At 70.1% G+C, this 21,309-nt stretch carries 10 protein-coding genes; 4 read left to right on the top strand and 6 right to left on the bottom strand.

Annotated features, from left to right (window positions below; genetic code table 11):
- Positions 1-74 precede the first annotated feature (74 nt).
- Positions 75-2,231 carry a protein kinase gene (locus tag AB0C27_RS10265; RefSeq protein WP_357840779.1) on the top strand — a complete coding sequence of 719 codons (2,157 nt, stop codon included), beginning with the start codon at positions 75-77 and terminating at the stop codon, positions 2,229-2,231.
- Positions 2,232-2,306: 75 nt separating this feature from the next.
- Here AB0C27_RS10265 and AB0C27_RS10260 read toward each other — a convergent pair whose 3' ends face one another.
- The 6 genes from AB0C27_RS10260 to AB0C27_RS10235 form a co-directional block, all read right to left on the bottom strand.
- A complete protein-coding gene (locus tag AB0C27_RS10260; protein WP_357840777.1) occupies positions 2,307-3,260 on the bottom strand; it encodes a hypothetical protein in 954 nt (317 codons plus the stop codon).
- Between the two features lie 136 nt (positions 3,261-3,396).
- The gene (gene scpA / locus AB0C27_RS10255; RefSeq protein WP_357840774.1) at positions 3,397-5,550 is read right to left on the bottom strand and encodes a methylmalonyl-CoA mutase; all 2,154 of its coding nucleotides are present in this window, start codon (positions 5,548-5,550) and stop codon (positions 3,397-3,399) included.
- Positions 5,547-7,319 carry a methylmalonyl-CoA mutase subunit beta gene (locus AB0C27_RS10250; RefSeq protein ID WP_357840771.1) on the bottom strand — a complete coding sequence of 591 codons (1,773 nt, stop codon included), beginning with the start codon at positions 7,317-7,319 and terminating at the stop codon, positions 5,547-5,549. The genes scpA and AB0C27_RS10250 overlap by 4 nt, the downstream gene beginning before the upstream one ends.
- Before the next feature lie 90 nt (positions 7,320-7,409).
- Positions 7,410-8,168 (bottom strand): N-acetylmuramoyl-L-alanine amidase, encoded by a 759-nt coding sequence (locus AB0C27_RS10245; RefSeq protein WP_357840768.1) that lies wholly within the window; start codon positions 8,166-8,168, stop codon positions 7,410-7,412.
- A 127-nt stretch (positions 8,169-8,295) separates the two neighbouring features.
- Positions 8,296-9,234, bottom strand: coding sequence for an S-methyl-5-thioribose-1-phosphate isomerase (gene mtnA, locus AB0C27_RS10240; protein ID WP_357840765.1), 939 nt, complete (start codon positions 9,232-9,234; stop codon positions 8,296-8,298).
- Positions 9,235-9,265: 31 nt separating this feature from the next.
- Positions 9,266-11,131, bottom strand: a complete 1,866-nt coding sequence (locus AB0C27_RS10235) for a TrkA C-terminal domain-containing protein (protein ID WP_357840762.1) — start codon at positions 11,129-11,131, stop codon at positions 9,266-9,268.
- 95 nt (positions 11,132-11,226) lie between these two features.
- On the opposite strand from AB0C27_RS10235, the gene AB0C27_RS10230 reads away from it, so the two are divergent.
- From AB0C27_RS10230 to AB0C27_RS10220, 3 genes are all read left to right on the top strand, one after another.
- Positions 11,227-12,930 carry a protein kinase gene (locus tag AB0C27_RS10230; protein ID WP_357840760.1) on the top strand — a complete coding sequence of 568 codons (1,704 nt, stop codon included), beginning with the start codon at positions 11,227-11,229 and terminating at the stop codon, positions 12,928-12,930.
- A 58-nt stretch (positions 12,931-12,988) separates the two neighbouring features.
- Complete coding sequence (locus AB0C27_RS10225; RefSeq protein WP_357840757.1) at positions 12,989-14,098, top strand: DUF5925 domain-containing protein; 1,110 nt, start codon at positions 12,989-12,991, stop codon at positions 14,096-14,098.
- 1,031 nt (positions 14,099-15,129) lie between these two features.
- Positions 15,130-21,303: an ATP-binding protein gene (locus tag AB0C27_RS10220; protein ID WP_357840754.1), complete on the top strand. Its 6,174-nt coding sequence runs from the start codon at positions 15,130-15,132 to the stop codon at positions 21,301-21,303.
- Positions 21,304-21,309: the final 6 nt, after the last annotated feature.

Below are 21,309 nucleotides of genomic sequence, written 5' to 3'. Positions count from 1 at the left end.
CTTCTGACAAGTCTTGACTTTTGCCAGTAGGGTGCTGGAGTTCTGTCTCAGCCGTCACAGGAGTCACTCCCCTCATGCCCAACGTCGAACCCCTCCGCGAGGGCGACCCGGCAGCGGTGGGACCCTACCGGCTCGTCGGGCGGCTCGGCGCGGGCGGCCACGGTGTCGTCTACCTCGGTCAGGCCCGCAACGGCACCCCCGTCGCCGTCAAGGTGCTGCGCGAGGGGCTGGCCGTGGGCGAGCGCCTGGCGAACGAGATCGCCGCCGCGCGCAGGGTCGAGCCGTTCTGCCTCGCGCAGGTGCTCGACGCCTCGACCAGCGGGCGGGCGTACATCGTGTCCGAGTACGTGGACGGGCCCTCGCTGCAGCAGGCGGGCCGGCGCGGCGCGGCGGACCTGCAGCGCATCGCCGTGGCGACCGCCACCGCGCTCGACGCGATCCATCAGGCGGGCGTCGTCCACGGGGACCTGACGCCGTCCAACGTCCTGCTCGGGCCCGACGGGGCGCGGGTGGTCGACTTCGGCATCGCCGGAGCGCTGGGCTCGGGGATGAAGGCGACCAGCAACATCGTGGGGACGCCCGCGTACATGGCGCCCGAGCAGCTCGCGGGCAAGGCGGTCGGGGCCGCCGCCGACGTGTTCTCGTGGGGGTCGGTCCTCGTCTTCGCGGCCACCGGCGTGCCGCCGTTCGGGGACGACTCGCTGCCCGCGGTGATCAATCGCATTCTGCGCGAGGATCCGCAGCTCGGGGAGGTGAGCGGGCCGCTGCGCGAGATCGTGGCGGCCTGCCTGGCCAAGGATCCGTCGCTGCGGCCGGGGATGCGCGACGTCCTGCTCCGGCTGGCCGCGCCGTCCCGCCGACCCTCCGCCTCGAACGCGACCTCTCCCCCAGGCTCGCAGGCGGCTTCTGGGGCGCTCGTCGGTGAGCACACTCCCGACCGGGTGTCGGCGTCCTGGCAGCAGACCCTCGACCAGCCGCACGAGGGCGCCCAGGACCCGGGGACGGCGCACGGCCTCCCCGCACGCAACCGCCGCTCCACCCGCCAGGGCTCGCACCCGGCGTCCGGCACCGGCCACCACGCGGATTCCGGCATCTCGCGGCACGATCCGCACGGGGCTTTCGGTGGCCCGCAGCAGAGTCCGCACGCGGCGTCCGGCGCCGCGCACGACGATCCATACGCGGCATCCGGCGCCTCGCGCCATGATCCGCACGCGGCCGGGGCCGCGCGGGCGGGGGCCGGGCATGAGGGGCCCGGTGCGGCCACCTCGCCGATGCAGGCGCTGTTCGACCTCTCCTCCCCCGTCGAGCCGCCCGCCGGGTTCGGGCCGCAGGAGCGCCAGGCTTCGACGCCGCTGTCCGCCCCTGTCGCCCCTGGGCCTGCCACTGGGTCCGGCGCGTCCGCGGCCCGCAGGGATGCGGGGGCGCAGGATCGGCTGGCGTACTCGCCCGCGGCCTCGGCCCACGACCGCCTGGCCTACTCTCCCACCGCCGGCTCCCCCACCGCCGGGCAGCGCGGGCAGTTCGAGGGGCAGCACGACGGGCGGGGGCAGGGAGCGGGCGCGTACGGGCAGCCGGCGGCCTACGACGGCGGACCCGCCGAGAACGGCGGCGCTCCCGCCCCTCCCGGGACCGGCACCGGCAGCGGGCGGGCGCCGGCGCGCCGGGCGAAGGGACGCCGGGTCAAGACGGTGATCATCGCCGCGATCTCGGGCCTGTGCGTGTGCGCGCTGGCCGCGGCCATCATCTGGCTCACCCCCACCGAGCCCACCCCCAAGTCGAAGAGCGCGCCCGTGAGCACCACCGGCGCCACGACCGAGCCGGTCGCCACCTCGTCCCCCCGGCGCACCCGTGCCACCCGGCCGACCCCGCAGACGGACGGCACACCCAGCACCCTGCCCGACGACACCGGCGGGGCCGACGGGCTCAGGGTCTCCGCGTTGCGGGCGGGCGGCACCAGGAACGGCGACTGCTGGGCCGGCGGCCAGGCCACGCTGCGCGCGATGGTGCGCCGCGCGGGCGGGCCGGTGACGTTCAGCTACACCTGGCTCGTCGACGGCATCGCCACCGGCCGCGCCACGGCGCTCATCTCCGAGAACGGCCGCCGCTACCTCAACGCGCCGCGCCCCCTGCGGAGCACGGGAGGCACTCACAGCGTCACGCTGCGGATCACCTCACCCGTCACCGCCCAGCGGACGATCTCGGTGGCCATGTGCGCCCAGGGCACGTTCTGACCGCACCGGGGCGCCGCCGCCCGAGCCGGTAGCCGGCCGGGCGCGCGGGACCCCGCCGCGATCAGGCCGGACGGGTCAGGTCTGCTGGTAGATCGTGGCGGCGAGGCCGCAGGACGCGTCGAGGAACAGGTACGTGGTGCCTTCGGTGATGGGCTCGCCCTCCGGGTCCTGCGCTTCCTCCATTCCGATGTAGTCCATGGTCCGCGCGCAGGCGGGGCAGGCAGGGTACTCGGCGTCGCCGATCCATTCGGGGTATCCGCCGATGGACGGGGTCGTCATGTCCCAGCCGCCGGCGGACATGCCGGGATCGGTGAGGAGCTCTCCCGGCACCTTGCGCAGGGTCTCGGGCGGACTCTGGTCGTCGAGGACGCGGACGGGTGCCGCGGAGTGGTCGGAGAGACCGGATCGGCCGTCGGGGCTCACCGTGGAGTAGAGGGTCGTGTAGGCGTAACACCCCTGGCAGGTGACGATCCTGAGCCGGCCGTTCCAGCCGGTGTGGGCGAGCGCTTCCGCGACCCGCCGGTCACCCGTGTCGACGTCGAGCACCGTCCACAGCGGGGCACGGCACCATGGGCACTCGCCTTGAGCCGGGGGTTCCACCGTCCGCTCAGGATCGGGCCGCAGCGCGTAGGCGGTCCGCCCGCACAGTTCGCGGGCCCGGCCGTCGTCCAGCATCCAGCCGCCTTCGACCATGTAGTCGGCCGGGCCGATGAAGAGTTCGTCGGCGCCGGGCGGCGGCTGTTCCCGCCAGCGGCGGAAGGCGTTCTCGGCGACGGGGCCCCGCGTGTGCGCCAGGATCAGCAACAGGGCGTTCAGGTCCGACGCACCCTCGTCGATCATGGTGACGACAGCCTGCTGGAGGTCGTCGCCGGCGGTGCGGTAGAGCTTCGGCGAAAACCAGGAATCGGCCGCGAGCAGGTCCGGCAGGTGCGGGGTGAGCGCTGCCGGGGTCTCGGTGGCCAGCTGTTCGAGCTCGTATTCCGCGGCGAACTCTCCGGCCGCCGCGCGGCGTATCAGCTCCTCGATCATCTGCAGGATGATAGCCGCCGGCGATCAGCCGCCGGCCTGAGCCAGGGCCAGGCGGCGGTCTGACCGCGCGGGGCCGGGCGAGGATCAGACGGCCGTAGCGGGCGGGCGGGGGTCAGACCGCCGTAGCGCGCGGGAGTCAGGCGGCGTGGCGGGCGGCGAGCTGGCGGAGCAGGTCGAGGGCGGCGTCGGCGATCACCGTACCGGGCGGGAAGATCGCGGCCGCGCCCGCGGCCCGCAGCTCGTCGTGGTCGCCCGGCGGGATCACGCCCCCCACGACGATCATGATGTCGGCGGCGTCCAGCTCGGCCAGCGCCGCGCGCAGCGCGGGCACCAGCGTCAGGTGCCCGGCGGCCAGCGACGATACGCCCACCACGTGCACATCGGCCTCGACCGCCTGCCTGGCGACCTCTTCCGGTGTCTGGAACAGCGGGCCGACGTCGACGTCGAAGCCCAGGTCGGCGAAGGCGGTGGCGATCACCTTCTGGCCCCGGTCGTGACCGTCCTGGCCCATCTTGGCCACCAGGATGCGCGGGCGGCGCCCCTCGGCCTTGGCGAACTCGTCGCAGGCGGCTCGGGCTCGCTCGATGTTCCCGGTCGTGCCCGATTCGTCGCGATACACCCCTGTGATGGTACGCACCTGCTCGGCGTGCCGGCCGAACACCCGTTCCAGCGCGTCGGAGATCTCTCCCACGGTCGCCTTGGCGCGGGCGGCGTCCACGGCCAGCTTGAGCAGGTTGTGCTCCAGGCCGGGCGCGGGATGCCCGGCGGCCTTGGTGAGCGCGTCGAGCGCGCGCGCCACGGCCTCGGGGTCGCGTTCGGCCCTGAGGCGGGCCAGCTTGGCGAGCTGCTGGGCGCGTACGGCGCTGTTGTCGACCTTGAGCACGTCGATGGCCTCGTCGCCGTCGGCCCGGTACTTATTCACCCCGATCACCGGCTGCCGGCCGGAGTCGATGCGGGCCTGCGTGCGTGCGGCGGCCTCCTCGATGCGCAGCTTGGGCAGCCCCGCCTCGATGGCCCGCGCCATCCCGCCGGCCGACTCGACCTCCTCGATGTGGGTCCAGGCGCGCTCGGCGAGGTCGTGGGTGAGGCGTTCGACGTAGTAGGAGCCGCCCCACGGGTCGATCACCTGCGTGGTGCCGGACTCCTGCTGCAGCAGCAGCTGGGTGTTGCGGGCGATGCGGGCGGAGAAGTCGGTGGGCAGGGCCAGCGCCTCGTCCAGGGCGTTGGTGTGCAGCGACTGCGTGTGGCCCTGGGTGGCGGCCATGGCCTCGACGCAGGTGCGGGCGACGTTGTTGTAGACGTCCTGCGCGGTCAGCGACCAGCCGGAGGTCTGGCTGTGCGTACGCAGGCTCAGCGACTTCGGGTTCTTCGCCCCGAAACCCCTCACGAGCCTGGCCCACAGCAGCCGGGCGGCCCGCAGCTTGGCGACCTCCATGAAGAAGTTCATGCCGATGCACCAGAAGAACGACAGGCGCGGCGCGAACCGGTCGACGTCCAGGCCGGCGCCGACCCCGGCGCGCAGGTATTCGGCCCCGTCGGCGAGGGTGTAGGCCAGCTCCAGGTCCAGCGTGGCTCCGGCCTCCTGGATGTGGTAGCCGGAGATGCTGATGGAGTTGAACTTCGGCATCTTCTCGCTGGTGTAGGCGAAGATGTCGGAGATGATGCGCATGGACGGCGCAGGGGGATAGATGTAGGTGTTGCGGACCATGAACTCTTTGAGGATGTCGTTCTGGATGGTCCCCGCGAGCTGCTCGGGCGCGACGCCCTGCTCCTCGCCCGCCACGATGTAGAGCGCGAGCACGGGCAGCACGGCGCCGTTCATGGTCATCGACACCGACATGCGGTCGAGCGGGATGCCGTCGAAGAGCTGGCGCATGTCGTAGATGGAGTCGATGGCCACGCCCGCCATGCCAACGTCGCCGGCCACCCTGGGGTGGTCGGAGTCGTAGCCCCGGTGGGTGGCCAGGTCGAAGGCCACCGACAGGCCCTTCTGGCCGGCCGCGAGGTTGCGCCGGTAGAAGGCGTTGGAGTCCTCCGCCGTGGAGAAGCCGGCGTACTGGCGGATGGTCCAGGGCTGGTTGACGTACATGGTCGGGTACGGGCCCCGCAGGAAGGGGGCGGCGCCCGGATAGGTGCGCAGGAAGTCGAGGCCGTCGAGGTCGGCGGCAGTGTAGAGGGGCTTGACCGCGATGCCCTCAGGGGTCTCCCAGACCTCTCCCTCCACGTCCGGGACCTCGGCCGCCCGCCCCGGCAGGGGGGTCAGCGGGATGCCGGAGAAGTCGGGGATCATCGGGTCACCTCCAGGTCGTCGTAGGTCTCGTGCAGGACGGCCAGCGCGTCGCAGCCGGCGTGCAGGTTGGCGTCGACGCCCTCGTAGTGTCCCTTCCCCGCCAGCCACACCTTTCTCGCGCCCGCCGCGTGCAGGGCGGTGGCGACGGCGGCGGCGTGCTGGGCGTAGAGCTTGTCGCTCGAACACAGGCAGGCCACGGACGCGCCGCTCGCGGCGAAGGCGGCGGCGATCCGCTCGGGGTCGGTCTCCTGACCGGAGGTCTCGGTGGCCAGGCCGCCCGCCTGGAACAGGTTGGCCGCGAACGCGGCGCGGGCGGTGTGGGCGGACAGGGGGCCGATGGTGGCCAGGAACACCTTGGGGCGTTCGGACAGGGAGTCGGCCAGGTCGCGCAGCCGTTCGAACGGCTCGGCGTACCGGATCGCCGGCAGCCCTTCACGCGCTGCGAGCGGCCCGCCGGCCTCCGACGGCGCGCCGTCTCCCGGTGAGGCCGGGCGGCGGAGCGGGCGCTCGTGGAGGTCGGGGAACTCGCTCACCCCCGTGATCGGGAAGCGCCGGTGCGCGATGTCGTCCGCGCGCCGCTCCCGGGTGGCGGCGATCCGGCCGGCCACCAGCTCCCCGGCCGCGGCGATCCCGCCGGCCGCCTCGATCTCCTGGAAGAACGCCCAGGCCGCCTCGGCGAGGTCGGCGGTGCGGCGCTCGACGTACCAGGAGCCGCCGGCGGGATCGAGCACCCGCCCCAGCCCCGACTCCTCCAGCAGCAGCGACTGCGTGTTGCGGGCGATGCGCAGGGAGAAGGCGTCGGGCAGCCCGAGGCAGGCGTCGAACGGCCGCACTGTGACCGCCTGCGCCCCGCCCACGCCGGCGGCGAAGCAGGCCACGGTCGTGCGCAGCAGGTTGACCCACGGGTCGCGCGCGGTCATCATGGCCGCGCTGGTGACGGCGTGCTGCCGCTGGCCGCCGGCCTCCGGCGCGCCGCAGACCTCGGCGACCCTGGCCCACAGGCGGCGGGCCGCGCGCAGCTTGGCGATGGTGGCGAACTGGTCGGCGGTGGCGGCGTAGCGGAAGTCGATCTGGCCGAGCGCCTGCCCGGGGGTCAGGCCGCCGCCGGTGAGCGCCCGCAGCTCGGCGACGCCCTGCGCGATCGAGCAGGCCAGCTCCTCGGCGTCGCTGCCGCCCGCGTCGTGGTAGGGCGTGGCGTCCACGGTGACGGCCCGCAGCCCGGGGAACCCGTCTGCGCAGCGCCGCGTCAGCTCGATCCCGGCGGGGCCGCGCGCGGCGGAGACGCCCAGGTTGCCGCTGGGCGTGACGCCTCGCGCGGCGGCCAGCTCGAACAGGGCCTCGGCGGCCTCCGTCGCCAGGTCACCCGCCTCCAGGACGACCGGGGCGAGGTCGAGGTAGACGTCCTTCAGCACCGTGGCGAGCTCGCCCACCGGGATCGCGCCGGGGCCGACGACGAGCCAGAGCGAGGTGACGCCGTTCTCCAGGTCCGCCAGCACGGCCTCGGGGTCGGCCACGGCGTGCCGCTGGCGTACGTCCCAGCCGGCGGCGGTCGCGGAACCGCGTACGTAGGGGGTCGCGCCGGGCGCTCCCGGGTCGCCGGGGAGGTCGTCCGCGTCGTGCAGCGGCGCGACCGTGATCCCGTCGTACGTCGTCCTGGACAGCACCTCCTCCGGCGCGCCGGCCTCGGCCCCCGACTTGCGCAGGACCTCGGCCGCGAGCGCGCGCCAGTCGTCCCGTGAGATGGACGCGAATCCCGCTGCCAGTTCCATGATTCGGATAGTAGGCGGAATGCCGGAATAGGAGTAACCCCGGGCCACCCCCTGTGTTCCAGGTCACCCGTGCTTCGGACCACCGGTGGCTCAGGGGGCCGGCGCCTCCCACGTCAGCCGCCACGTGACCGGCCCCACGACCCCGTCGTCGTCGATGCCCTGGCTGCGCTGGAAACGACGGCACACGTCACGGGACGCGGTCCCGTACGCGCCGTCGGCCTCCAGGTCCCAGCCGCGCCGCCGCATCTGCTCCTGCCAGGTGCGCACGTCCTGCCCGCGCGTCACCGGCGGATAGGTCAGCAGCCGGCCGGGGAACGGGGGCGCGGTGGGTCCGCTCTGCCCGGGGCGCGGGGCGCCGCGCCTGACCCAGGCGTAGAGGGGCTCGCCCGGGCAGTCGGTGGCGAAGCCGTCGCGGTGTCCCTTGATCTCCTTGCCCGCGTGGCCCCGGTCGCGTACGTGCTGGATCGCGTCGAGCACGGCGTGCAGGATCCCGTCGGGCGGCTTGACCAGCCCGGCGTTGCCGACCAGGCCCAGCACGGCGTAGTGGCCCGCGTTGAGCCCCGGGCCGTTCGCGGCCGGCAGGTGGTGCAGGCCGCGGCCCTCGAAGACCTTCCGGTGCGGGCAGGCCACGAAGGAGTAGCCGATGTCGATCCAGCCGTTGCCGTCCATGTGGAAGCCCTGGATCGACTGCACCAGGGCCACGCAGCGGGCGTGGTCGGAGACGATGCCCGCATCGACCCTTCCGCCCGTGTAGTGAACCTTGACCCCCTTGGTGGAGTCGAGCTGTGTGTAGTCGCCGCGCGGAGCGCGTGCTTTCCAATCGCGCCGTAACACCAGGTCGATGGCCACGCTGATCTCCGAAGGTCGCCGCCGGGAACACTGAGCGTAACGCGGCGGGCGCGGACAGGTCCTGGAGATGGGCGATTTCGTCTAGGGGCTGATCACCCGTTCGTTCAGGGCCTGATCACTCGTGCGGCTAGGGCCTGATCACCCGCTGATCCGTGACGATCGCGCTGATGAGGTCGTGCGGGGTCACGTCGAACGCCGGGTTCAGCGCCCGCGTGCCCTCGGGCGCCACCCGGACGCCTCTGACGGACACGATCTCGTCCGCGCCGCGGTCCTCGATCTCGATGTGGTCGCCGGTGGGCGTGTGCTCGTCGATGGTGGATTCGGGCGCGACCACGATGAACGGCACGCCGGCCCGTTCCGCGCCGAGGGCGAGCGCGTACGAGCCGATCTTGTTGGCGGTGTCGCCGTTGGCGGCGATCCGGTCGGCGCCGATGAGCACCGCGTCGACCTCGCCCCTGGCCAGCAGGTACGGCCCCGCGGAGTCGGCGATGAGCCGGTGCGGCGCCCCCATCCTGGCCAGTTCCCAGGTCGTCAGCCTGGCGCCCTGCAGCAGCGGCCGGGTCTCCAGGGCGAGCACCTCGGCCAGCCGCCCGCGTTCGTGCAGCGTCTGGACCACGCCGAGCGCGGTGCCGCGTTCGACGGCGGCCAGGCCGCCGGTGTTGCACACGGTCATGATGCGCAGCCGGTCGCCTTCGAGCAGGTCGGCCCCGCGCTCGCCCATGGCCACGCAGGCGGCGATGTCGTCGTCGCGCACGCGCAGCGCGGCGGCGAGCACCGCCTCTGGGCCCTCGTCCAGGTGGGCGGCGGCCTGGTCGACGCCCCAGGCGAGGTTGACCGCGGTGGGCCGGGCGGCGCGCAGCTCGGCCAGCAGGGCCGGGTCGCCGTCGGCCAGGACCGCGCCGAGCGCCCCCGCCACGCCGAGCGCGGGGGCGCCGCGCACGGCCAGCCGTTTGATGGCGGCGACGAGTTCGGCGACGGTGCTGATGCGCAACATCACGCACTTGTCGGGGAGCAGGGTCTGGTCCACGAGTTCGACGGCGCCGTCGACCCAGTCGATGGTCCTCACAGCAGGAACGCTAACCCACCGGAGCCCGGGCTCAGCGCTCGGCCAGGACGATCACGGAGTCCTGCTCCTTCAGGACGATGGGCCGCGTCTTGTCCGGGTTCAGCACGATGCCGTAGTGGGGCGGATCGTTCCTGGTCGCGGCGTCGCGGTAGCCGATGGCGGTCTCGCCCCTGCGCCGCGCCGCCTCCACGACGGTGGAGAACGTCACCTCCGAGCCCGGCGTGATGTAGTCGGCGGCGGGCCGCGGGTAGATCTCCGAGCCGCGCGAGTCGAAGAGGTAGCCGAAGACGTCGGCCAGGTGCCGGTTCTCGGCGAGCTGGGCCAGCAGCAGGCCGATCACAGTGTCGCTGATCACGATGTCGTCGGCCTCGGTGACCTCGGCCAGGGCGCGGTTGCTCTCGTCGTGCATCTCGCTGACGATCGAGTAGTGCTCGCCGAGCGTGCTCTGCATGTCACGCAGCTGCAGCAGCGTCATGAGGGTGCGCGTGTCGGAGTGGTGGGCGTCGAAGCGGTCGTCGGACAGCACGATGACGTGCTGGAAGAGGCCGACGCCGAGCGACTCCAGGGCGAACCTGTCGGTGGTGTCGCAGTCCTTGACGTTCACCGTGAGGTTGCGCAGGCCGGCCAGGTTCGTGCCCGCCTTGGGGTGGTCGGCGGCGATCTCCAGGACCGATCCAGGGGCGACGTAACCGTCGAGGTAACGCACGATCTGCTCGGCGCGGCCGTTCCAGTTGAGCAGGAGCGTGCGCTCGGTCGCGGTGGGCGTCGCCGGGGCCTCGGCGATGACGGACTCGTCGATGCTGGGCTTGCCGGCGGCCAGTTGCACGTGGGAGTCGTCGTGCGCGATGACGACGACCTGGTCGTCGGCGTTGATCACGGTGTCGCCCGGCGGGTTGAGCACGACGCCGGACGGCCGGCGCAGGCCGATGACGGAGGCCGTCTGGTACGCGTGCAGCGCGTCCCCGTACGTGACCCCCACGAGCTTCTTGGGGGTGCGCAGGTAGATCTCGCCGCCGTCGAAGTTGAGCAGGTCCATGCAGACGACGGACATGCCGGACTGGCGGGAGGACTGCACGATGAGCCGCGAGGCGGTGTCGTCGGAGTCGACCAGATGCACGTCCGGGCCGCCGGCCAGGCGGGCGGCGGCGGCGTTGCGGTTGGAGGTGAGCCCGGCCACGACCGGTGGGTGGATGCCGTCGCGCTTGGCCAGGGCGAGCAGGATCTTGATGACGTGGGCGTCGGGGTCGTCGCCCTCGGGCGAGAGCACCACGACGGAGCGGGCCGCGGCCAGGTTCATCAGGTCGAGGTCGCGCGGCTCCGTCGGCCTGCCCGTACGGCACACCAGACGGGTCCTGCCGAGGTCGCCGACGTGCTCGCGGATGTCCTCCTCCATGGCGAGTTTGTCACGGTCCGCCAGGACGGCGATGACCGAGCTCTTCTGGCTGGCCTGGGCCTTGACCAGCTCGGTCACGATGGTGAACATCTGGTCCGACCATCCGAGCACCACCGTGTGCCCGGACTCCACGATCCGCGAGCGTCCCCGTCGCAGGCGGTCCACCTTCTGCTTGAGCCCGTTCGACAGCAGGCCGACGAGCATGCTGACGATGAAGAGCCCGCCCAGCGAGCCGGCGAACATCACCGCCATGTATCCGACCGAACCCTTGTCACTGGCCACCCGGCTTGGGGTGAGCGCGTGCATGAGAGCGATCCAGAGCACCTCGCCGGCGTGGGACACGCCGTCCGGCTCATTGGGCGCAAGCCACAGTGTGAACGCCGTCACCAGCACGATCAGACCCACCGAGACGACCGCGAGCCAGCCGATCAGCGAGGCTGTGCCCTTGGACATGGTGTTGTCGAACCAGTAGCGCGCCCGTTCACGGAACGTGACCTTGGACACTTCCCCGATACCTCCGCGTAAGGAGTGATTTCACCCGACGACACAAGGTACCGGTGGATCTTTCCTTCCGCATGACGACAGGTAACGTATCGGCCATGGCGCAGCCCCTCACCCCCGACGATCCGGCGTCTCTGGGCGGTTTCCGCCTGTCCGGGCGACTCGGCGAAGGCGGGCAGGGCGTGGTCTATCTCGCCCATTCCGACGACGGCGAACCGGTCGCGATCAAGCTGCTCAACACCGGTGACAGAGAGACACGGGCCCGCCTGGCCCGCGAGCTCGAAGCCCTGGAGGGCGTCGCCTCGTTCTGCACGGCGCGCGTGCTCGACGTCTCGACCGACGGGCCGCGGCCTTTCGTGGTGAGCGAGTACGTCGACGGCCCCTCGCTGGCCGAGCGGGTGGCCGAGCGCGGCCCGCTGCGCGGCGGCGACCTCGAACGGCTCGTCGTCGGCACCGCCACCGCGCTCGCGGCCATCCACGCGGCCGGGATCGTGCACCGCGACTTCAAGCCGGCCAACGTGCTGCTGGGGCCCGACGGGCCGCGCGTGGTCGACTTCGGCATCGCCAGGGCCGAGGGCGCCGCCACCATGACGTCCGGGCTGATCGGCACGCCCGCCTACCTGGCGCCCGAGCAGATCTCGGGGGTACCCGCCTCGCCCGCCTCCGACGTGTTCGCGTGGGCGGCGTCGATGGTGTACGCGGCGTCGGGGACGAGCCCGTTCGGCGCCGACACCGTACCGGCTGTGCTGCACCGGGTGCTGCACGCCGAGCCGGACCTGTCGCCGCTGCCGGTGCGGTTGCGGGAGGTGCTCGGGTCGTGCCTGGCCAAGGATCCGGCACGGCGGCCTTCGGCACGGGACCTGATGGTGTCCCTGGTCGGTCCCGGCACCCCTGGGACCGCCCCTCCAGGGACCTTTGCCCCGGGGACCGTCCCTCATGGGACCGCCACTCCGGGGACCGTCACTCCCGGGACCCTCGCCCCCGAGACTTTCGTCCCTGGGGCCCCCTCCCCCTCTGCTGCCCCCGCCTCCGCGGGCGTCCAAGGCCATCCGCCCGCCGCGTACCGAGGACAGGCGACGGGACCACGAGCGGGAGGACCAACCGATCCGCGGTCGCCGGCCGATCCACGGTCCCCGACCAATCCACGGTCGCCGGCCGAGACCACGGCGGGCACCTCACGCCGGCCACCCGGGCGCAACGTGCTGATCGGAGTGGTGGTGGCCGTGCTCGCCCTGGGTCTGGCCGGCGGCACCGTCCTCATGCTGAACCTGAACCGCCCGTCCGACACGAGAGCGGAGATCACGCCGCCGGCCACCCCCACCCAGAACTCCCCCTCACCCACGGAATCGGGGACGACTTCGGAGCCCAGCCCCGCCGAGACGGCCAGCGAGACGCCGGACGCGACCGCCACCAGTCCGACACCCACGGACACCGACGAGAGCGAACAGCCCACGACCGACCCCGACCTGAAGATCCCCGCCGCCTTCGAGGGCGACTGGAGCGGGCACACCACCAGCACCAACCCGATGAGCCCCGGCGGCGCCGACAACGAGGTCGACCTGCGGGAGGGCGAATCCACCGCGGACTGGGCCGAGAAGGGCCAGGGCGCCGACTGCAAGGGCACCATCACGCTGACCAAGGTCGAGCAGACCCGGCTCACGTTCGCCCTGGGCGAGCACGAGGGCGGCTGCGTCCCCGGGACGATCACCCTGGACCTGGACGGGGACACCCTCACCTATACCTGGCGCGACGTGCCGGGCCTCGGATTGGTGACCCAGACGGGTAAGCTCCAGAAGAACTGAGTGGTTTCGCAGTCAAAACCCTTCGACATCCGGCGCAGAGACGGAGATCATTAACGGTATGTCTGTGATCAGGGAGGTGCCGTTCGCCAGCCCGGACTCCTCCGAGCTTCCGATGAACATCTGGATCGACGACGCCGATTCCGCCATCGACGTCATCGACGCGCTGGCGCTGTCACCGTTCGCCACCGGCACACAGCCGTGGTCGCGGCTGGCCAACCTGGAGCGGGTGCGGCCCGACGCCACGCTGACCCCCGCGGGCGGTCGCGTGCTGCGCACCGCGCGAGTCGAGGACGGCTCCGAGTCCCGGCTGATCTGCGGCGACGGCTGGACCCTGCGCGTCGTACGCCACCGCAACCGCACCGCCACCGTCAGCGTCACGGCGGTCGACGAAGACCTGGCCAAGACCGTGCTCGCGGAGAGCATCGACGGCGCGGAGGAGGCCGCCCCCGACGTCGACCACATCGAGATGGGCTTCTGGTGGCGCGGCATGCACGGGGGCACCCGGTCGGAGAAGCCGATCACGGCCCAGCCGTGGGACGAGATCAGCACCAACTACTCGGCCAAGGTCCGCCCGGCCCTCGACCGGCTGATGTCGATCACCCCGGCCGACGTCAACGGCCGCCTCATCCTGCTCCACGGGGAGCCCGGCACCGGCAAGACCACCCTGCTGCGCTCGCTGGCCAAGCAGTGGCGCGACTGGTGCCAGGTCGACTGCGTGCTCGACCCGGAGCGGCTCTTCAACGAGCCCGGCTACCTCATGGAGGTGGCCGTCGGCTACGACACCGACGAGGACGCGCAGCGCTGGCGGCTGCTGGTGCTCGAAGACTGCGACGAGCTGATCAGCTCGGGCGCCAAGGCGCAGGCAGGGCAGGGGCTCTCGCGCCTGCTCAACCTGACCGACGGCCTGCTCGGCCAGGGCCGCGACGTCCTCGTGGCGATCACCACGAACGAGGACCTGGCCCGCCTCCACCCCGCCGTCGTCCGCCCGGGCCGCTGCCTGGCCCAGATCGAGGTGGGGCCGCTGGGCAAGGAGGAGGCGGTCACGTGGCTGGGCTCGAAGGAGGGCGTAGGGCCTTCGGGGGCGACCCTGGCGCAGCTGTACGCGCTGCGCGCGGGCCGCGACATCGTCCCGACCCCCGGCGACGAATCCACCGGCCTCTACCTCTGACCGCTGCTCCACCTGAGCTGAACGTCCCGCGCTCCCACCAGAGCGCGGGACTCTGGGCATTCCCAGGCCCTCACCTGGCACGACCCCTCTCCCACCAGAGCGGTCCGGCCGATATCACCGCCCTCCTAAAGCGGGTGCCGCAGGTTCGAATCCTGCCGGGGGCACTCACCTAGATCGCCATATATGGCCCCTGACCTGCGGTTTCACAGCCGCAGGTCTTTTGTTTCGCCACCCCCGATAGGCAGCGGACAGTGCCCGTACGCAGCCGTACGACCATGATCAGGGGACATACGAGGGATGATCTTGGAGGCATTCCCCCAGGTCAACCCCTGATTCCGAGTCATCCACGCAGCGACAACCCGCTACGACCGGTCTCCGCGCACGGGCGACGCAGCCGTCGATCGTGCCAAATACGTGCGTACAACCCGGAACGGCAACCGGTCATCGCCGTTGAGGGCGTCGTCACTCTCCTGGGCTACGCCCTGGCCGCGGACCATCGCGATCGGGCAGCCACCATGCCAGATCCTTCCCGCTGGAGGGCCGGGGCTCAGCCAACCGGGCGATGCCGCCGGCAGGGCGGGCTCGTACACCACTCCCGTGGACGCAACCCTCGCCAACACCCAAAGCAAGGAGAGCCACGCCTCCGCTGTGGGGGCATGGCTCTCCTCTTCACCAACACAACCGACGCCGACGATCACTCACCGGCTCTCGAACTGAGCGACATCTGGCTCTCGCCCCCACCTTCAAGGCCAATCCTCGGATGCCGTACGCCTGCTCCTGGCTTCGGCATCCTGGGCACCCACAAGGCGAGCGTATTGCTCATTACGGCCTCTTCGGGGACCGCCGTCGCCTGGCATCAACGGCGCTAAGCTGGACCGGGGCAAATGGTTACTCTCGGCCCGCCCACTAGACCCCAGGAGAGGCACAGGTTGGGAGCGCCAGAGTCAAACGCGGGGGATGACTTCCACTTCTGGTGGGCCGCGACTCGTGTCCTGGAGCTGATAGAGCCCGGCGCGGACAAAACGGTCGTCGTGATTGAAGGCCTGAGCCACGTCGATGATCCGGACGAGGTATGCGAGGCGGTTGACGTCTCCGAGTACTTCGGCGGGGAGACTCTCGAGGCTTCCTCCGCTGTGGATCTGTCCCAGCTCAAGTACAGCACCAAGCACCCGGGCAAGGCGTGGACCGTCAGCCGCTTGTGCAGGGCACGGGTCAGCAGAGCTGCCGATGGCAGCGTGGCTTCGAAGAGGTCTGTCATAGCGGATCTCGCGGGCATCTATGTGGGCCTACTCGCGAAGCTCGATCGAGCCGAGATCCAGCGGAAGGTACGTATCCGTCTCGTCAGCAACCAGCCCGGCGACCCGTTGACGCAAGAGGCCGTCGCCGAAGCTGCCCGTTGGGCGCGGTCACAGCGTCCCGGGAAGCGCCGGGATGGACTACTCATGGCCCTGACGGACCCGCAGCATGCCAACGTGGTTCAAAAACTGTCGGACGGCGTCGGCCAAGCGCTCACGAGTGAGCAGTTCTGCGACTTCCTGGCGGTTCTTGACCTGTCGCAGACAGGTTCGCTCGGCCGGGCAGCGTTGGCCCGCGGTGTCCAGGCCAGGGCGGCCAGCCTCACACCCGGCAGGGACGGCGACTCTGCCCTCCAGCTCTTCGAAATGGTCCGCAGAGAGGCATTGCCTGAGTCCCCGCGAAAAGGACTCCGCGCTGCAGATGTCCTGGCCTCGCTCGGTCTCACGGACCCTCAGGGCCTATACCCGGCACCCACTCGACTGGCACCGTTGAATGACCCGCTGCCGGCCCTCGGCGTGCCACTGATCGCGGAGTCGGTACTCGCGCATCCGGGCGAGATCGTCGTGGTACACGGTCCGGCAGGCGCGGGGAAGACGACCGCCATCCGCCAACTCGGCGACCATCTGCCGCCGGGGTCGGTGGTGACCTTGTACGACTGCTACGGCGGCGGGGAATACCTCAGCTCGGGCGAGGAGCGCCACACACCGCAGCGATTCATCTTGCAGACGATCAACGATGTCGCGCGGCAATGTGGGAGCCCCCTTCTGGTCCGTCCGCCGGCGAGCGACGAGGACCTGTGGCGGCGGCTACGTCGCGCGCTCGAAGACGCTGTCAAGACCCTCGACCCGGATGCTGTCCTGGTCCTGGCGGTGGACGCTGCGGACAACGCGGCTTACGCAGCCGACAAGAGGGGCGACCGCGGCTTCCTATCAGGGCTCGTGGGGCTGCCGCTGCCGTCGCGCGCCGCAGTCGTACTCACCGCACGAAGCCACCGCGTGGAGTCCCTGGCTGCGTCCGACGCACCTCAAGTGAGACTTGCGCCATTCGACCAGTCAACCTCAACTGCGCACCTGCTGCGATATCGGCCAGAAGCGTCCCCGGAGGACGCGGCTACCTTTCATCAACGGACGGACGGAAACCCGCGGGCCCAGTACTACGCGCTTACGCAGGCCGAGACGAACGAATGGGACATGCCAGCCCTTCTGGAAGCCTGCACCCGCACCCCCATACCCTTGTTCAAGGGGCTGCTTGAGTCTGCGTTGCAGGTGAGTGGCGCCGACGCTGGCGGGCAGCGATGGCTCGGGGCCATGCTCGCGCTCGCGCGTCCGATCAGCGTCGCTACTTTGGCCGCCGCGCTGGACGTGCCTATGGATGCTGTCGTCGCATTCGCCCACGGGCTCGCCCCAGGTGTCGTCTTGGTAGACGGAGCGATTCAGTTCCGCGACGAGGACTTCGAGACCTACGTGCGGGACCGCGTCGACACGAGTGACGTGATCGCGGCCCACGATCGCCTCGCGGAGATGTTTTTGACCAACCGCACCGTGGACGCGGATGCGGCAGCGCATGTCGCCGATCACCTGGCCGAGGCGGGCCGACTGGATGATGTTCTGACGCTTGTTCTGAGTGAGGGCTGGCCAGAGGCGATTCCCGATGGGTTTCGGCGCGCCCAGGTCCAGGGCCGACGACTCGACCTGGCCGCACGCGCCGCCGCAACGATCGGTGATGGCGCAGCAGCAGTTCGCATCGCTGTCCGCGCGTGCGACACCGCCTCCCGGCAGGACACCCTGTCCTCCCTGGTCAAGTCTCACTTCGACTTGGTCACCCGGCATACCGACATCGACGACCTGCGTGCACATGCGGGGCGTCAAACCGCAGACCATGAGTGGCACGCGCCCACGCAGATGCGTGTGGCCGCAGTATTGGCCCGTGACCCAGCCCGGCGTACTGAAGCCCGCACGGAACTGGAGCGTGCCGATGCGTGGCTCCGTCGGCAGAAGGTCGAAGCATCGAGAGTAACCCGCGCTTGGAGCCTTGATGCGGACGACATGGCGTCCGCCGCCGGGGCCCGATACAGACTTGACGGGCTGGAAGCAGCCCTTCGCGAACTATCGAGGTGCCGACCCGAGAAGTTCGCGCTCGATGTGGCCGCAGCACTGGCCGCGCAGATCGCCGCAGAGGTCGGACCAGGCCCTCTCCGTAACGCTCTGCGCGCGCAGAACGTCCCAACTGCTCTTCAAGCACCATTCCTGGCGTATGCTAGTTCGCCCGCAGCTCCTCCCGACCGCGCTTGGCTCGATGAAGTGATCGCTGCGGTTCTCGTCACCAACGCAGGAAACGCAGAACCCTGGCACAGGCGATTGATCACCGCCGTCGTACGACATGGCGACCGCCGTACGGCCGCAGCGCTTGCCGAGCACTGTGCCCGCCGCCCGCTTTCTCCCTATCGCTGGGCTTTCAACAACGGCAACGAGGTCGATGTCGCAACACTCCGTTGCCACGCGTTCGCCGCCGTACTCGGCGGAACTGACATCTCTATTGACGATTTGATCCCGCCCTCGCTACAGCCGGAAGACAAGGACACCGCGAAGCAGACTTCGGACGATCGCCGTAGCCATGACCGGCGCGAGTGGATCGAAATGGTTCAGCCCTTGCTGGCGGCAGCCCTGCTCGCCGCCCACTGCGCCATCGGCGAGGCCAACCGTGATGAGGTCACCGCGTTCGTCGTCGCCGGCCTCGCGGAACGCATCGAGAAGGCCGGGCATCGCTGGTTCACCTTCGACACCTCCTACCGCGCATGGGCGGCGCTCGCCGCCGACGCGGTCGTCGTTAGCGCCGCGGACATCACCCTGATCGGTCAGCTGGCCGATGCGGCGCTCGTCCTACTGAAGAACGCTGCTCCCGCCTTGTGGCTGGATCTTGCGGCTCACCTCACCATTCGCGGCGGCCACACGGGTCCTGCCTCTGACCTCTGCGCGCGGGCCGCGGAGTATGTACAGAAGGGCACCTATCCGGCGTCCGAGCGGCTCGAACTGCTCGCCGACGCCGCAGACGTTGCCGACCGTTTCGCTCCCGAATTGGGCGAACAACTGTTCCGCTACGCGGTTGACGCGGCGACCGGTATCAATGACGATGCCGCCCGCCTACTGTCGGTGTACGCCGATCTCGCCGAACGTGCCGTGCTCAGTGACAGCGATCGGCCGACGGTGGCCACCCGGCTCGTCCGTGCAGCGGAGAGCGTGGCGTTGCACGTCTCCGATGAGGGTCTCGTCCCCTATGAAGTGGTCGCTGGGGCCGCAGGGCGCCTTAGCGCTGAGGTTGCGCTCGGGGCCGTGAGCCGCTGGGACGACGAGGGGCGAATCCCGATGACCGAGACACTGCCCCGAGCCTTGGTCGGAGCCGTTGAGGGAGGAGGTGTCCTGGGTGCGCAGGCTCTAGCGCTCGCCCATCTCGTCGAGGACGACGACGCCCGCCTGTGGTACCGCCTGGCTGTCATCGACGTGCTGAGGAAAAACCCATCAGATATCGCCGATGCCCGCGTCGCGCTGAAACGCACCGTTGACTGGATCCGCCGTGACGTGCCCACCCACGCTCAGCCCACCTTGGCCAATCGGCTCCTGGACTGGGCCGCAGAACGTAGCCTCGACGGACCCATCAGGTTGGACCTGGAGGCGGTCGCGAGGCTGGGCCTCAACGACCCTGACACGGGCGACAAAGGGGCCAACGCGAACGTATCGGCGAACAAACTACTCCTGCCAGCCGACCCGTCCGCTTCCAGTATGACCACACTCGCCGATGACGTCGCGGAACTCGCTGCAAATGGGGTGTACGGCGAGCGTATGCGTGAGTTCATCACCAAGGTCGCTATGTCGGCCGGGCCCCAAGATCGCGTGGCCACACTCACTGCGGTGGCCGGCCTGTGTCACCTGGCCAACGTCCAGACCGTTCTTCCGGTCATAGCTCGATGCCTCACACAGTGGAGGCAGTGGCCTGGCGTCTCAGAATGGGCCACAACCGCGCTCCCACCGCTGCTGACCGGGCACCTGCCAGATATTGCCTGGTCGCAAAACACAGATGAGCTGCTTGAGCAGCTTCGTCAGTTCGCCGATGACGACGCCATCCGACGCGCTGTCCTCACCGCACTCCCGGTAGCGCGAGCCCATCTGACTCCGTTCGGCTGGCAGAACATCGCCGCGCTCCTCGGTCGCCTGTGTGATCGCAGGGGCGCCGCCGAAGCCGTGATCGCACTGCTCGACGACCGCCTCCCCAGGGCCAGAGACGGTGAAGTCGGCGTGGTGACTCTTCAAGCCGAACCGGTCACGCTGTTGCTGTGGAGTGTCTTCGGTCATCCCCGCCGGGCAATTCGCTGGCGTGCTGCCTACGCCGTGCGCGAGCTCCTGATATACCCCAACCTTGCCGATGCCCGTCAGTTCGCTGGCAAGCTTGTCGCCTGCCTGGGCCGCACCGACGCCGCAGCGTACCGAGATCCCGCACTGCACTTCTACCGTATGTCAGCCGTTGCTGGGCTCTTGGTCGCCTTGCAGCGCGTCGCCGTTCAACGCCCCGACGTGCTCACTGCGTACCTGCCCGACTTGATCGTGCTCGCGACAAGTCGTGAACTACCTCACGCTCAGATTCGTGAACTCGCGCGTCAGACCGCTCTCGCTCTGGCCGACCCCACTGACTCGGACTTCGACGTACTTCAAGCAGCGAACCAGCCTGCCACCTGCTCCGTTCAGCGCACGGATGGCAATCGAAGCGGAAACCAGGGGCTGCCCAACGGACGCCGCTACAGGTTCGATGACATCGACACCATCCCCTACTGGTACACGCCACTCGCACACGCATTCAATGTTCCGGTTCAGGTCATAGCCGAACGCGCCGAACGATGGATTCTCGATGTTTGGGGGTTGACCCAAGAGGACTGGTGGCGTGACAACCGCGAACTGCGTGACCAGCGTTCGTACCAGCGGATGTCCCACCGTCACGGCTCAATTCCCCCTGAGGAGAACCTGCGCCTTTACATTGAGTATCACGCCATGATGGTCGTCGCGGGCGAGCTCGTCGATGCCGGCCTGCCGATCCACGTCCCGCCGTATAACGACGAGGAAGACCCATGGTGGGATTGGCTAGCCCCGCACCTTCCCAGCAGCTTCAGCACCTGGGTCTCCGACCTTCGCCACCCGGTGCCGGCCGAACCTAGCCTGTTCGGTCACCTGCCTCCGCTCGACGCCTGGGACATCCCTCTGAACGAGGACTACGACGACGCGCTCGGCCTCGTCGACGGGCGTATCGGCAAGGAGCTTGTGGTGGCTGGCCATACCGAGGTGAATCGGTCCGGCGCCTTCGGCAAGACGCATATTTGGTCGGCGCTCGTCACACCCGAACATGCCGCGGACCTACAGCGGGCGCTCGCTGCAGCACCGAACCCAACCGACTGGAAGCTCCCGGAAGAAGACGAAGGCAGATTCGAGGTCGACCACGGTCTCTTCGTCCTGCGCGGATGGCTCGTTGCCTCTCACAGCGACCGGGACTGGCTGGACGAGCACGACCCCTACGCCTATGGCCTGCACGCGAAGGGGCCCCTGCCTGGCCGCCTCTTCCGCCAGGTGACCGGCGTAGGCCCTGACCTACATGAGGTTCCTTATGTCACCGGTTACGGCGTCGAGGTCGTACGCACCATTCAATGGGCCGATCCCAGAACCGACGACACCAACGTCGTCACTACCTCCGGTCACCGCCTCCTTGTCGTGGTGAAGCCGCTGCTGCGATTCCTCTCCCAGACCGGAATGAACTTGATCGTGGAGGTCCAGATTGGACGACACAGAAGCTCTGCCACAAGCGATGAGTACCGCTTCCCCCGAAGTCGCATCTACCTCATCGCCCCCGACGGCCACGTCACTGGTCGATGAGGATCC

The sequence above is a fragment of the Nonomuraea sp. NPDC048882 genome (genome assembly GCF_040649755.1).
GTDB lineage: Bacteria > Actinomycetota > Actinomycetes > Streptosporangiales > Streptosporangiaceae > Nonomuraea > Nonomuraea maheshkhaliensis.
Note: the sequence above shows the minus strand (reverse complement) of the source record. Positions and strands in the feature narration are given on the sequence as shown.